Raw genomic sequence first — 13,978 nt, 5'->3', positions numbered from 1 at the left:
GTCCGAGCTGGGCGGCGGAGTCGTCTCTGCGGCGGCGAGTTCGATGGGCTTCGAGGGCTCCGGCTGTGCCGGCATGAGCCTCGCGATGTCGTGCGAGCTGGGAGGTGGCGTCGTCTCTGCGGCGGCGCGTTCGATGGGCTTCGGCGGCTCGGGCTGTGCCGGCATGAGCCTCGCGATGTCGTCCGAGCTGGGCGGCGGAGTCGTCTCGGCGACGGCGAGTTCGATCGGCTTCGGCGGCTCGGGCGGTGCCGGCATGAGCCTCGCGATGTCGTCCGAGCTGGGCGGCGGGGTTGTCTCGGCGGCGGCGAGTTCGATCGGCTTCGAGGGCTCGGGCGGCGCCGGCATGAGCCGCGTGATGTCATCCGAACTGGGCGGCGGCGTCGTCTCGGCGGCGGCGAGTTCGATCGGCTTCGGCGGCTCGGGGGCACCGGCATGAGCCTGGTGATGTCGTCCGAGCTGGGCGGCGGAGTCGTCTCTGCGGCGGCGAGTTCGATCGGCTTCGAGGGCTCGGGCGGCGCCGGCATGAGCCGCGTGATGTCGTCCGAACTGGGCGGCGGCGTCGTCTCGGCAGCGGCGAGTTCGATCGGCTTCGGCGGCTCTGGCGGCGCCGGCATGAGCCTGGCGATGTCAGCCGAACTCGGCGGTGGAGGAGGTGGGTCGGAGGCCGCGATCATGATCGGTTTGGGCGGTTCGACCTTTGTCGTCTCGGCTTCCGGCGGCCTGGCCGACGCGACCGCAACCGGCGGTTCGGGTTTGGTCTCCGGTCTGGCTGGCGGCGCACTGTCGCGACGCGCGACCGCTTCCTTCAGCGATGCGTATAATTCCTTGGTGGGTTCGCCAGTCTCGCGCTGGGCGTTGATGCGTTGGAAGGTTCGGATGGCGGCACGCGTCATGGGCCCCAATGCGCCATCGGGCTTGTCGCGCAGAAGCTTGAGATCGAAGAGCGCCTTCTGGACTATTCGGACCTGATCCTTGCTCGCCTTGGGCCAGTCCGGTGGATCGAGGTCTGCGGGCGGTAATGGAGGAAGGGCGCCCGTGCGGGGCGGCGCCGGTGGAGGTATCGCTGCAGCGACTTCGACTGGCGGGAGAGGGGTAAGGCGCACTTGAGGCCTGGCTGGTCGCTGCATCACCTCGACGATGCGTCGGAACTCGAGCTGCCCGATCTGCTCGGCCTTCTGCAAGTCTTCCTGCATCAAACCACGCTGCAAGGCCAGCGCGCGTGTCGCCGACGTCTTGGCCAGCGCCGTCTCGGCTCCCCTGTTCGCCTGCCGTTCGAACTCGGCGGTGATCGCGAACCAGGCCATCGCCATGGGCACATCCTTCGGCGCTGCATCGCCGCGCTCGTAGATGTCGCCCAGGCTGAACATCGACGCAGCCATCCCCTGGCGAGCGGCGGACTGCAGGAGCTCGATTGCCTCCCTGCCGTTGCGCGCGGCGCCCTTGCCGTCACGCAGCATCAGGGCGAGGTTGTGCTTGGCGATCGCCAGATCAGCTTCGACGGCCCTGCGATACCACTCGATGGCCTTGGCAAAATTGCGCTCGAGCATGAAGCCGCGCTCGTACATCACCGCGACGTTGAAGGCCGATTGCGCGGAGCCGGACTGTGCCGCGCGCAGCAGCCAGCCCGCGCCGGCCTGGGGGTCCTTGGGCATGCCGATGCCCTGCACCAGCCGGCGCGCCAGCTCTTCCATGGCGGCGATGCTGCCTGCGTCGGCCCGATCTCTCAGCTCGCCGGCCGGCATCCCCGCCCAGTCGAGGGACCGGCTGGGCATGGGCGGCGCCGGGGGAGGGGACGAAGGCGCGGGTGAAGGGACCGGGGCGGCCGGCACGCGAAGGAGTTCGGCGCGTGCAGGTGCCGGCGCCTGGGGAGGGGGCGCCGGTTCTGGCGCCGGAGCTGGCGTAGGAGGCGGCGGCGGTGCGGCGACCGCCATCACCTGCTCTTCTGCCGGTGCGGCGGGTGGATGAGGCCGTGGTGATTCGACCATCGCCACGACGGCCTGTGCCTCCGGAGCGTCCTCCGACGAGCGGCTCACCCAGGCGCCGACGCCCGCTGCCGACGCGACGACAATCGCGAACGATGCCACAATAACGGGCCGCTTCAGCAGGGAGGGGGCGGCGGCTGGCTTGCCGGTCATCCCCGAAGAATAGCCGAGACCGACCGCTGCTGCGAAGGTATCGCGCGGTGGCGCACGACGATGAGGGCCGTCAGCAGCAGTACCGCGCCGGCCTGATGCAGGGTGGCGATCGGGATGCTGACGCCGCTCAGGATCGTGGCAACGCCGAGGCCGAGCTGGAAAAAGGCAATGGCCGCCGCGGCCAGCGTCTCGGAGCGCGGCGCGCGCCACGCCATGACCAGTACGCCGAGGAACAGGAGCTTCGCCAGCCACCGATGGACGAACTGGATGGTCGTGCCGTTCTCGAAGAAGTTGATCCACCACGGCGAAAGGTCGAACAGGCCGGGTGGAATCCAGTAGCCCGACATGGTCGGGAACGTGCTGTGCGCGGTACCGGCGCGCAGGCCGGCCACGAAGGCACCCCAGATCATCACCACCGCCAAGAAGCCGATCAACGCCGTCGACTTGCGTGCGGTCTTGGGATCATCGCGACGGATGCCGGAGGGGATGAGCTGGAGGATCAGCCAGACCGTGTAGGCATACAGCACGACCGCCAGCATGAGATGGGCGGCGAGCCGATAGTGGCTGACCGAGGGCCGGTCCACGAGACCCGAGGCCACCATCGCCCAGCCCATCGCGCCCTGCAGGCCGCCCAGCACGAGAAGCGCGAGGAGGCGGGGCTTGAGATACGCGTTGAGGGCGCCGCGCCACCAGAACCAGGCCAGCGGCAGGGCAAAGACGAGACCGATCAGCCGGCCCCACAGGCGGTGGATGTACTCCAGCCAGAAGATCTCGCGAAACTCGGGCACCGTGAAGTCGCGGTTCACGAGCCGTCCCTGGGGCGAGGCCAGGTACTTCTGCAGTTCGGCCTGCCAGGCCGCATCGGACAGCGGCGGCAGCCACCCGGTGACCGGCCGCCATTCGACCATCGACAGGCCCGATTCGGTGAGCCGCGTCAGCGCGCCGATCACGATCATGAAGAAGATCATGCCGGCGACGACGATCAGCCACTGGCGCACGGAGGCGGGGACTTGTTGCATGGCCGCCGGAACATGGGGGAAGCGGGAGCCGCCGTCATCAGGCATAAATGTCGCGAAGGACGGCGTCGTCTTGCGCTCGCCGGCCGCCTTGTTTAACGGTTCGCGTACGAACAATTTTCATCCATCCTTCCGGAATATCGCAATGACTGCGTCCCCGCTGGCCCCGCCGGTCACCTTCGGGTCGAGCTTCAATGACTTCTACGATCGTGAAGGCCTGGTCAGATTGGATGCCGCCTTCGTCGCGTGGCTGAAGGATGCGAATGTCGACGTCCATGCCCGCCTGCTGGCGGCGCGCGCCGCGCCGGACGCGATGGCCGCGAAGGACGAATCCAATCTCCTGATCGAGCTGGCTCGCCCGCTCGAAGACTTTGTCGGGGCACTCTTCGGCGTCGCTCACGAAGCGGCCGAATTGCGCGCCCGCCACAGCCGCCTGGCGCCGCTCTACGACTGCAAGCGCCTGTTCGTGCAGCGCTACGTCGCCCGCGCCCTCAAGCCCGACGCCGCGGCCGCCCTCGACGGCGCCGCCGTCACGGCAGCCGTGAACCTCCCCGTCACCTTCGAGGCCGGGCTCGAAGCCTGGGAACTGGCATTCGCGCTGGCGGTTCGCGCGCAGATCGGGGCCGAGTTCAAGGTCGAGACGCCGACGCCCGAGGTCGAGGCCCTGACGCGCTACGCCGCCTGGGCGCTGCACCATCCCGAGGGCAAGCGCCGGCACCGGGACGGGCCGCTGTTCAAGGTGCCGCACAAGCTCGACTTCGAGCATCTCGTTCCGATCGAGACCGAGATCGTCGACGGCGTGACGCGCATGAAGCTGCCGCGGCCGATGCTGCGCCATCGCGAGGGCTTTGCGCTCACCGACCCGGGCTTCGGTCTGGTGCGCGCCCTCGATCACGCCAACTACTGCATCTGGTGTCACAACCAGGGCAAGGACAGCTGCTCGCGCGGTCTCAGGGATCGCAAGACCGGCGCTTTTCAGAAGTCGCCGTTCGGGGTGACGCTCGCGGGCTGTCCGCTCGAGGAAAAGATCTCGGAGATGAACCTGCTGAAGAGCGAGGGATTCTCCATCGGCGCGCTGGCGATGGCCGCGGTCGACAATCCGCTGCTGGCGGCCACCGGCCACCGCATCTGCAACGACTGCATGAAGGCCTGCATCTACCAGAAGCAGGAACCGGTCGACATCCCGCAGATCGAGACCCGCACGTTGAAGGACGTGCTGGGCCTGCCGTGGGGCTTCGAGATCTACTCGCTGCTGACGCGCTGGAATCCGCTCAACCTGCGCCGGCCGGTCCCGCGTTCCTCCACGGGGCGCACGGTACTGGTGGTCGGCCTCGGCCCGGCGGGCTTCAATCTCGCGCATCACCTGATGAACGACGGCCACACGGTGGTGGCCATCGACGGGCTGAAGATCGAGCCTTTGCCCGAGGCGCAGTCGGGCGTGGCGATGGACGGCACGCGCGTGCCGTTCGCGGCGGTGCAGGACGTCGCGACCCTGCGCGAGAATCTCGGCGAGCGGGCGATGGCGGGGTTCGGCGGCGTTGCCGAGTACGGCATCACGGTTCGCTGGGACAAGAACTACCTGAAGATGGTGCGGCTGCTGCTGGAGCGGCGGGCGCAGTTCTCGATGTTCGGCGGCGTGCGCTTCGGCGGCACGGTGACGGTCGAGAGCGCCTTCGCCATGGGCTTCGACCACATCGCGCTCTGCGCCGGTGCCGGCAAGCCCACCGTGCTCGATCTGCCCAACGGCCTGGCGCGCGGCGTGCGCGCGGCGTCGGATTTCCTGATGGCCCTGCAGCTCACCGGCGCCGCCAAGAAGGACTCGATCGCCAATCTGCAGATCCGCCTGCCGGTCGTGGTGATCGGCGGCGGCCTGACCGCCATCGACACCGCGACCGAGTCGCTGGCCTACTATCCGCTGCAGGTCGAGAAGTTCCTCGTCCGCCACGAGACGCTCGTTGCCGAGCGCGGCGAGGCGGCGGTGGGCGCGAACTGGTCGCCCGAGGAGCGCGAGATCGCCCAAGAGTTCATCGCGCATGCCAGGGCCATTCGGGCCGAGCGCGAACAGGCGGCGCGCGAGGGCCGCGAGCCTGCGATCACGAAGCTGGTGAACGGCTGGGGCGGCGTGTCGCTGGTCTATCGCCGTCGCCTGATCGATTCGCCGTCCTACACGCTGAACCATGAGGAAGTGCTGAAGGCGCTCGAGGAAGACATCCGCTTCGTCGAGGGCCTGTCACCCGTGGCGGTCGAGATCGACGAGGCGGGACAGGCGACGGCGCTGAAGGTGGCGGGTGAGCAGAATGGTGCCAAGGTCGAGGCGACCCTGCCGGCCCGCACGATCCTTGTCGCCGCCGGCACGCAGCCCAACACGGTGCTGGCGCGCGAGGATGCGACGCATGCCTTCATCGACGGCAAGTATTTCCGCGCGCTCGACGAGGCCGGCAATCCCGTTACGCCTGAGCGCGTCTGCAAGCCCGGCGACGTGCGCGTGCTGATGTACCGCCACGCCGACGACCGTTTCATGTCGTTCTTCGGCGACCTGCATCCCTCGTTCGCCGGCAACGTCGTGAAGGCGATGGGCGGGGCCAAGCAGGGCTATCCGGTGCTGACGCGGGCGATGACGGCACTGCCGCCGGCCCGGCGCACACCGGCGGAGATCCTCGACGAGGCCAACCGTTCCTGGCGCGCCCGCGTGGTTCGCGTCGACCGGCTGACGCCCACCATCATCGAGGTCATCGTCGAGGCGCCGGCCGCAGCGCGCAACTTCGAGCCTGGCCAGTTCTATCGCCTGCAGAACTACGAGGCGTGCTCGCTGCGGGCCGAGGGCACCCTGCTCACCATGGAAGGCCTCGCACTGACCGGTGCGTGGGTCGACAAGGAGAAGGGCCTGCTGTCCCTGATCGCGCTGGAAATGGGCGGCTCGTCCGATCTCTGCGCAATGCTGAAGCCCGGCGAGCCGGTGATCGTCATGGGACCGACCGGCGCGCCGACCGAGATCGAGCCCGGTGAGACCGTCGTGCTGGTGGGCGGCGGCCTCGGCAATGCGGTTCTCTTTTCGATCGGCCAGGCCTTCCGCAAGGCCGGCAGCAAGGTGCTCTACTTCGCCGGCTACAAGCGCATGATCGACCGCTACAAGGTCGAGGAGATCGAAGCTGCGGCCGACGTCGTCGTCTGGTGCTGCGACGAGGCGCCGGGCTTCGAGCCCGGCCGGCCGCAGGACAAGTCGGTGGTCACCAACATCGTCGAGGCGATGCGCCTCTACGCGTCGGGCGAACTCGGCGACCAGCCGATCCCGTTCAGTGCCGCCGACCGGATCGTGGCCATCGGTTCCGATGGCATGATGAACGCGGTGCGCCTGGCGCGGCATGCGGCGCTGAAGCCGTACCTGAAGCCCGAGCACGTGGCCTTCGGCTCGATCAACTCCCCCATGCAATGCATGATGAAGGAGATCTGCGCCCAGTGCCTGCAGCTGCACAGGGATCCGGAAACCGGCAAGGAGACGGTGGTCTTCTCCTGCTTCAACCAGGACCAGCGGCTCGACCTGGTCGATTTCAACAACCTGCGCCAGCGCCTGCGCCAGAACTCCGTGCAGGAAAAGATCGGCGCCCTGTGGATCGACCGCTCCCTCAGGCAGCTCGGGCAGCGCGGCTAGGGTCGAGGTCGCCCGGGCACATCCAGCCGCGGCCTTCCAGGCCGTCCATCCACCTATTCTCGCGCGGTGCAAGCGATAATGACTCCGGGAATCGCTTCCCGGAGCGGGGGAGGGCCCTTTCGCCGACAGTTATTTCGTTTGTTTCGTTTGTTTCGTTTATACGGCCTGACGGGCCGCCGGGACTCGGCTGATTTGATTTAATCCTACTCCAATTAGATGTTTGGAGAAATTAAATTGCGTCAACCCAGGACCTTCCGTGTGACGATGACCAGCAGGGCGATGGACGCGACGAGGATGACAAGGAGCGTGGTGATGATGCCGGCGGCCCGGCCGGGATTGACCTCGGTCGTCCGGGCGAGGCCGAACGCATGGGCCACGCGGCTGGCGACGAAGGCTATGCCCAGCGCATGGACCAGCACCCGCGAGCCGCCGCAGATCTCGAGCAGGGCCAGCAGGACCAGCACCAGCGCGGCATATTCGGCGAAGTTCCCGAACACGCGGCTGATGCGGCTCATTTCGGCGTCGCCGCCGTCGCCGATGCTGACCCGGCGCCGGAAGCGCTGACGGATCACGAGCGCCGAGAGCAGAACGCAGAGGAGGCCGGTCAGCGCGGCGTAGAAGGCGGTGACGAACGGCAGGGCCGGCATGGCCATGAGGGGTCTCCTGGAGAGGGATGTACGAGCTTCGATAGGGTTCGTCGTCTCAGGGCGGGGGCAGCCCGCCCGAACCGTAGCACCCCTCGAATGCCTTGGGGCGTCGAAGGGGCGTGCGCCGACAACGAAACCCGCGTCGCGGCCGCTGTCACTTCCGGCCGCGCCACGGGTGCAAGAGCAGGGGGCCCGCAATCAGGCTGCCGAAGGTGACGATGCCGACGGCGATCGCGACGAAGACGCCGGGCAGGCCCCAGCCGAGATGCTCGATGGCGAACCAGCCGCCCAAGGAGGCCACGAACAGGCGCGCCACGCCGGCGGCGAACGGCGCCTTCATGCGGCCCGCCCCCTGGCTCGCGAAGGAGAGCGTCATGCCGATGCCGAACACGAAGTAGAAAGGCGCGACGCGCGTGACGTAGGCCACGGTCGCCGCGACCACCTCGGGATCGTCGGTGAAGAGGCGGGCCCAGCCTTCGGGGAACAGAGCCACCGCCCAGCCGAAGGCGCCGATACCGAGGCCCGCGACCAGGCTGCCGATCCAGGCGGCGCGCACGGCGCGGCGCCAGTCGTTGGCGCCGGCGGCGACGCCCACGATCGTCGTCAGGCCGGAGCCGATGCCGAAGGCCAGCGGCACGAGCATGAATTCGAGGCGCACGCCGATCCCGTAGCCGGCCAGCGCGGCGATGCCGAAGCGGCCCACGAGACCCGTGACCAGCATGGCGGTCAGGTTCGCGGTGAAGGCGGAGAAGGAGGCGATCAGGCCGACCCGCAGGATTTCCCAGAACAGCCGGCCCTGCAGGGGAATGCCGGTCGTGGCCGGCACGAAGCCCAGTTTGCCGCTCCACAGCGCGCGCGCCTGCAGCAGCGCCGACACCGCCGAGGTCAGCAGCGCGGAGATCGCGGGGCCCGCCATGCCCATGCCCGGCCAACCGCCGATGCCCAGCGCCAGCACGTAGGAGAGCGGCACCTGCGCGATCGAGGAGAGCAGCATGTAGCGGCCGGGCGTGGCCGCATCGCCGCCGCCCCGCAGCAGGGCCGAGAGGAAGAAATTGGCCCAGATGAACAGCGAGCCGCTGAACAGCACATGGGAATAGGTGAGCGCCTTGGCGAGCGCCGCTCCCTCACCGCCCAGCAGCCGGTAGAGCGAGGGCGCGACCGTCCAGGCAAGCAGGGTGAACAACAGCGCCAGTACCGTGCCGAGGACCAGTGCGTGCAGCACCAGGGCGCGGGCGTCTGCGGTACGGCCGGCCCCCAGGGTGCGGGCCATGGCAGCCGCCACGCCGCCGCCCATGCCGCCCGCCGCCATCATGGTCATCATCATCATGAGCGGGAACACGAGCGCGAAGCCCGCCAGCGCCTCGGTGCCCAGGCGGCCGAAGATGAAGGTCTCGGCGATGGCCACCAGGGTCTGGACGATCATGACGGCCGTGGTGGGGGCCGACAGCTTCCACAGGCTCTTGCCGATGGGCGCGGTGAGGAGGGGGTGCGACAGGGCCGGGACTCCAAATAAGTGCATATACACGATATCAGGCCGCGCCCTCGTGTCACCTTACAAACGTTGCGTGAAGCGTTAGCTTTTGCGCATGAGCCAGACGGAACGTCCCCTCGCCAAGCCCTCGGTCCAGGTCGAGAACGACCGTGTCATCGTCACGGAATGGCGGTTCCCGCCCGGCGGCCACACCGGGTGGCACCGCCACGCCCACGACTATGTCGTGGTGCCCATCACCACGGGCGAGTTGCATATCTTCGACGGCAAGGCGACCGTGCCGGCGCCGCTGCGGGCTGGCGTTTCCTACTCCCGCCAGACCGGGGTCGAGCACGACGTCATAAATCCCAACGATTTCGAGTTCGTTTTCGTCGAGATCGAACTCAAGGCTTGATGCTACCGCCGGGCTGCCCCGCGCCTGGTCGCATTGACTTGACTGCCTGCAGGGGTCATATGGGGTCCGCCCAGCGGTCCGGCCCGATTCTCGAGCCTTATGAGACTGCTCCAAGTCCAGCGGAAAGAATGGACTAAACTACGGAAATTAAATGAGTTTTGAGAGTTTGGGGCTGAGCGCCCCGGTACTGCAGGCAGTGGCCGACAAGGGCTACACGACGCCTACCCTCATCCAGGAAAAGGCCATCCCCATCGTCCTGATGGGTCGCGATGTGCTCGGATGCGCCCAGACGGGCACCGGCAAGACCGCCTCCTTCGTCCTCCCGATGATCGACATTCTCTCGGAGGGCCGCGCCAAGGCACGCATGCCGCGCTCGCTCATCCTGGAGCCGACGCGTGAACTGGCCGCCCAGGTGGCCGAAAACTTCGAAATCTACGGCAAGAACCACAAGCTCAACATGGCGCTGCTGATCGGCGGCGTGAGCTTCCCTGACCAGGAGCGCGCCCTCGAACGCGGTGCCGACGTCCTGATCGCGACGCCCGGCCGGCTGCTCGACCATTTCGAGCGCGGCGGTATCCTGTTGAACGACGTCAAGATCCTGGTGATCGACGAAGCCGACCGCATGCTCGACATGGGCTTCATCCCCGACGTCGAGCGCATCGTCGCCACCCTGCCGCCGCTGCGCCAGACCCTGTTCTTCTCGGCCACCATGCCGCCCGAGATCAAGCGCTTGGCCGACCGCTTCCTGAGCAACCCCAAGGAAGTCACGGTTTCGGCGCCGGCCTCGGCCTCCGCAACCATCGTGCAGGGCCTCACGGTCGTTCAGGAAGACGACAAGCGCGAGGCGCTGCGGGCCCTGATCAAGGAACAGGACATCAAGAACGCCATCGTCTTCTGCAACCGCAAGAAGGACGTGGCAATCCTGCAGACTTCGCTGAAGAAGCACGGCTTCAATGCCGGCGCGCTGCATGGCGACATGAGCCAGCCCGCGCGCATGGAGACGCTTGATAAGTTCAAGCAGGGCGAAATCCAGATCCTGGTCGCCTCCGACGTCGCCGCCCGCGGCCTCGACATCGTGGCGATGAGCCACGTGTTCAATTTCGACGTGCCGTTCTCGCCCGAGGACTACGTTCATCGCATCGGCCGCACCGGCCGTGCCGGCCTGACCGGCCATTCCTTCACCCTCGCGTCGCCCGACGAGGGCCCCCTCGTTGACGCAATCGAGAAGCTGATCGGGACCACCATCCCGAGGGTTGAAGTGCCGGGTATGGAGACGTTGGCGTTCGAGCCGTCCGACGGACGCCGTCGGGGGCGCAGCCGTGGCCGGAGCAGTTCGAGCAGCAGCAGCAGTCGCAGCCGCAGTTCCAGCAGCCGTCCGCCGCGCGAGCCGCGCCCCGAGGTCGAAGCCCGTCCCGAGCGTGAGGCCCGCCCCGAGGTCGAAGCCCGTCCGGAACGCGCGGCCCGCCCCGAGCGGGAAGCCCGTACCGAACGCCAGCCGCAGCCGCGGGCCGAGCGGTCCCCTCGCGAGCCCCGCCCTGAGCGCGAGCCGCGGTCCGACCGTGACACCCGGTCGTCTGCGGCTCCGTCGTCCTCGCGCAGCCGGTCTGACCGCCCGCGCCCGGACCGTCGTGACCGGGACGATACGCCGGCGCCCATGGGCCTCGGCGATCACGTGCCGGCTTTCCTCGCCCGTCCGACGCGCTAGGATCGCGCGTCGCGGCGGAGGGCGTTCATGCAGACCATTTTCGTCATGGTGAAGTGCGAGCTCGGCAAGGCCTACGAGGTTGCCGACAATGCCGTCGCCGTCGAGCAGGTGTCGGAGGTCTATTCGACCTCCGGGCAATACGATCTCCTGATGAAGTGCTATCTCGACGCGAAGACCGACATCGGCCATTTCGTGACGAGCCAGATCCAGACGCTGCCTGGGGTGAAGGACACTTTCACCCTGATCACCTTCAAGGCGTTTTCCTGAGCACGGCCCTTCCGCGCCAGCATCTTCCGCGGGGCGAGGACTTCCTGCTCCTCCCGCCGTCTCTTCAGCCTTACGCCTACCGTAACGTCGACAAGCTGTTCGCCCATCGCGCGATCCGGCGCGGCCCCCGTTCCCGGGAGCTTCCGCGCGCGGCCGAGATCGCGCCGGTCTATGTCGCCGGCGATCGAGAACACGACGTCGCCTCGTTCATGGACCGCAACGTGATGGTGGGCATCCTGGTGGTCCATCGCGGCAGGATCGTGCTCGAACGCTACGGCCTCGGCCTCCAGGAGCACGACCGCTGGTCGACCATGTCGACCGTGAAGTCGATGACGGCGATGCTGGTTGGCGCGGCGGTGCAGGACGGCGCCATCAGGTCGATCGACGATCCGCTGACCACCTACCTGCCGGCGCTCAGGGACTCGGCCTATGAGGGCGTGACCCTGCGGCACGTCATGACGATGTCGTCGGGTGTGCGCTGGACCGAGATCTATCCCGACCGGAACTCCGACGTGAACCGCTACTCGAAGTCGCTGGCCGACAAGGTGCCCGACGGCGTGCTGAAGCTGATGGCCTCGCTGCCGCGCGCCCATCCGCCGGGCAGCAGCTTTCTCTACAATTCGGGCGACACGTTCCTGCTCGGCGCCGCGCTCACCCGCGCCATTGGGAAGCCCCTGGCCGACTACATGTCGGAGAAGGTCTGGCAGCCGGCCGGCATGGAGTGCGATGCCTTCTATACGCTGGAGAGCGACGGCGGGCAGGAGATCGGCGGCAGCCGCGCCGGCATGGTCCTGCGCGACTTCGGCCGCTTCGCCGAGTTCGTACGCAACGACGGTGTCATAGACGGCACGCGCGTGCTGCCCGAGGGCTGGGTCGAGGCGGCGGCGACGCCTGCCTTCATGGTACCGGCGCCGTCCGTCCCCGACATCACGCATTACGGCTACAGCTGGTGGCTGGGCGACGGCGTGATGGCGGCGCTGGGCCATGCCGGTCAACGGATCGACATCTTCCGGAGCGATAATCTGGTGGTGGTGACGCTTGCCGCGCTGCCGCAGCCGCCCTATGTGCCGGCCACCGATCATGATCGCCGTGCGGAGATCGTCACCTTCACGCAGGCCGTGAGGGCGGCCTGCACGGCCTCCAACGCAGAGAGCTGACGCATGTCGACGACGCCCACCAAGAAGATCGAAGTCTTCGTCGAACGGATCGTGATGGGCAGCCGCTGGCTGCAGGCACCGCTCTACATCGGTCTGGTGGTGGTGCTGGGCGTCGTGGTGGTGAAGTTTCCCTTCAAGATCTGGGATCTGATGAGCAAGGCGATCACCGCCGAGGAGGCTGATCTCGTGCTGGCGGTGCTGTCGCTGGTCGACCTGATCATGGTCGCCAACCTCGTCGTGATGGTGATCATCTCGGGCTACGAGAACTTCGTGAGCCACATCGATGTCGACGGTACGCGCGACAGGCTCGCCTGGTTCGGCAAGCTCGATGCGGGCTCGCTCAAGATCAAGCTGGCGAGTTCGATCGTGGCGATCTCGTCGATCCACCTGCTGCAACGCTTCCTCGAGGCTGGCGACTATGACAACAGCAAGCTCTACGCGCTTGTCGTCATGCACATGGCCTTCGTGGTATCGGCATTGATGCTGACCTACATCGACAAGATCGCCTACGAGAAGAAGGCGGGCGGGCATTGAGCCGCGGGGGCAAGGCGGCTCTCGCCATCTGGGTCGACATCGAGCCGGCCGACGCTGCCTTCTTCGAGCACTGGCACAGTCGGGAGCATCTCGAGGAGCGCGTCTCCTGTCCCGGCTGGCTGCGCGGCAGCCGCTTCCAGGGGGTGACGCGGCCCGGTCGCCACCTGTTGTTCTACGACGCCGAGAATGCCGCGGCCTTCGAGAGCGAGACCTACTACGCCCGGCTGCGCGCCCCGAGCGAGATGAGCCGCGCGATCTTTCCGAAGTTCCGCAACACCTCGCGCACCGTCTGCGCTGTCGAGCAGCGCTGGGGCGAGGGGATCGGCGCGGCCGTTCTGACCTTGCGCATGAAGGGCAGCAACGTCGCGCCCTTCGACCGGCTCGCCTCGCCGGAGACGGCCCGCGTCGACCTGCTCAGCGGCCGCGCCAACGTCGGCCAGGCGCCCACGGCCGAGAAAGACCTGCGCGGCGCGCCCGACCTGCAGATCGAACGGGCGCTGGTCGCCTTCTTCTGGTCGGTCGAAGCCGCCCAGGCCGCGCGCGACCGCCACGCACCCGAGGGCGAAGTCTTCGCGCTGCGCCACACCGTGTCGAAGGGCGATCTCGTCTGACTCGTTCTTCTCCTCCCGTTAAACGGCGGAGGAAAAGATCTTCGTTCTTCGGCGGTCTAGGGTTTTTCCGATCGAGATAGAATCACCCCTGCCACCAACCTCATGCTGAGGAGGCCCGCAGGGCCGTCTCGAAGCATGGGCACGAGCACCACGTTTGTTGCCTATCCTTCGAGATGCACGCCTTTGGCGTGCTCCTCAGAGTCTGACTCGAAATGAAAGCAGCAAAAACAACAGACTATGAACGGGCCCGATAACCTCACCCTGAGGAGCATCGCGCAGCGATGCGTCTCGTCGCGCGGAGTAACCTCCGCGCTGGGGTGGGAACGAGCACCCCGTCCGTTGCCCATCCTTCGAGACGCGCCGCGGGGCGGCGC

General features: G+C 67.6%; 11 protein-coding genes and 2 pseudogenes. 9 read left to right on the top strand and 4 right to left on the bottom strand.

What is annotated here, in order from left to right; all coding sequences use genetic code 11:
- Nucleotides 1-436, top strand: a pseudogene (locus Q7V45_RS13730) (hypothetical protein); the annotation flags it as partial.
- Nucleotides 433-969 carry a hypothetical protein gene (locus Q7V45_RS13725; protein WP_304852860.1) on the top strand — a complete coding sequence of 179 codons (537 nt, stop codon included), beginning with the start codon at nt 433-435 and terminating at the stop codon, nt 967-969. The pseudogene Q7V45_RS13730 and the gene Q7V45_RS13725, both read left to right, overlap by 4 nt.
- On the opposite strand, the pseudogene Q7V45_RS27055 reads toward Q7V45_RS13725, so the two are convergent.
- Together Q7V45_RS27055 and Q7V45_RS13715 are read right to left on the bottom strand one after the other, a co-directional pair.
- Nucleotides 867-1,652: pseudogene (locus tag Q7V45_RS27055) on the bottom strand (hypothetical protein); the annotation flags it as partial. The gene Q7V45_RS13725 and the pseudogene Q7V45_RS27055 overlap by 103 nt on opposite strands.
- Nucleotides 1,653-2,131: 479 nt before the next feature.
- A complete protein-coding gene (locus tag Q7V45_RS13715; RefSeq protein WP_304852856.1) occupies nt 2,132-3,154 on the bottom strand; it encodes a COX15/CtaA family protein in 1,023 nt (340 codons plus the stop codon).
- Between the two features lie 142 nt (nt 3,155-3,296).
- Here Q7V45_RS13715 and Q7V45_RS13710 point away from each other — a divergent pair, with 142 nt between their 5' ends.
- Nucleotides 3,297-6,800 (top strand): FAD-dependent oxidoreductase, encoded by a 3,504-nt coding sequence (locus Q7V45_RS13710; RefSeq protein WP_304852854.1) that lies wholly within the window; start codon nt 3,297-3,299, stop codon nt 6,798-6,800.
- Nucleotides 6,801-7,039: 239 nt separating this feature from the next.
- On the opposite strand, the gene Q7V45_RS13705 is transcribed toward Q7V45_RS13710, so the two are convergent.
- The gene (locus tag Q7V45_RS13705) at nt 7,040-7,453 is read right to left on the bottom strand and encodes an MAPEG family protein (RefSeq protein WP_304852852.1); all 414 of its coding nucleotides are present in this window, start codon (nt 7,451-7,453) and stop codon (nt 7,040-7,042) included.
- A gap of 148 nt (nt 7,454-7,601) precedes the next feature.
- The gene (locus Q7V45_RS13700) at nt 7,602-8,966 is read right to left on the bottom strand and encodes an MATE family efflux transporter (protein ID WP_304852849.1); all 1,365 of its coding nucleotides are present in this window, start codon (nt 8,964-8,966) and stop codon (nt 7,602-7,604) included.
- 67 nt (nt 8,967-9,033) lie between these two features.
- Here Q7V45_RS13700 and Q7V45_RS13695 point away from each other — a divergent pair, with 67 nt between their 5' ends.
- The 6 genes from Q7V45_RS13695 to Q7V45_RS13670 all read left to right on the top strand — a co-directional run bounded on the left by Q7V45_RS13695 (nt 9,034) and on the right by Q7V45_RS13670 (nt 13,604).
- Nucleotides 9,034-9,330: a cupin domain-containing protein gene (locus Q7V45_RS13695; RefSeq protein ID WP_304852847.1), complete on the top strand. Its 297-nt coding sequence runs from the start codon at nt 9,034-9,036 to the stop codon at nt 9,328-9,330.
- Nucleotides 9,331-9,481: 151 nt separating this feature from the next.
- Nucleotides 9,482-11,035, top strand: a complete 1,554-nt coding sequence (locus Q7V45_RS13690; RefSeq protein ID WP_304852845.1) for a DEAD/DEAH box helicase — start codon at nt 9,482-9,484, stop codon at nt 11,033-11,035.
- 27 nt (nt 11,036-11,062) lie between these two features.
- Nucleotides 11,063-11,302 carry an Lrp/AsnC family transcriptional regulator gene (locus tag Q7V45_RS13685; protein WP_295145619.1) on the top strand — a complete coding sequence of 80 codons (240 nt, stop codon included), beginning with the start codon at nt 11,063-11,065 and terminating at the stop codon, nt 11,300-11,302.
- 209 nt (nt 11,303-11,511) lie between these two features.
- Nucleotides 11,512-12,459, top strand: a complete 948-nt coding sequence (locus Q7V45_RS13680) for a serine hydrolase (RefSeq protein ID WP_304852840.1) — start codon at nt 11,512-11,514, stop codon at nt 12,457-12,459.
- Between the two features lie 3 nt (nt 12,460-12,462).
- Nucleotides 12,463-12,993, top strand: a complete 531-nt coding sequence (locus Q7V45_RS13675; protein WP_304852838.1) for a TIGR00645 family protein — start codon at nt 12,463-12,465, stop codon at nt 12,991-12,993.
- Nucleotides 12,990-13,604 (top strand): hypothetical protein, encoded by a 615-nt coding sequence (locus Q7V45_RS13670; RefSeq protein ID WP_304852836.1) that lies wholly within the window; start codon nt 12,990-12,992, stop codon nt 13,602-13,604. Before Q7V45_RS13675 ends, Q7V45_RS13670 begins: the two co-directional genes overlap by 4 nt.
- The last annotated feature ends 374 nt before the right edge of the window (nt 13,605-13,978 follow it).

The organism is Reyranella sp., from assembly GCF_030651995.1.
Classification (GTDB): Bacteria; Pseudomonadota; Alphaproteobacteria; order Reyranellales; family Reyranellaceae; genus Reyranella.
The sequence above is the reverse complement of the archived record's forward strand: the minus strand, read 5'-3'. Positions and strand labels throughout refer to the sequence as shown.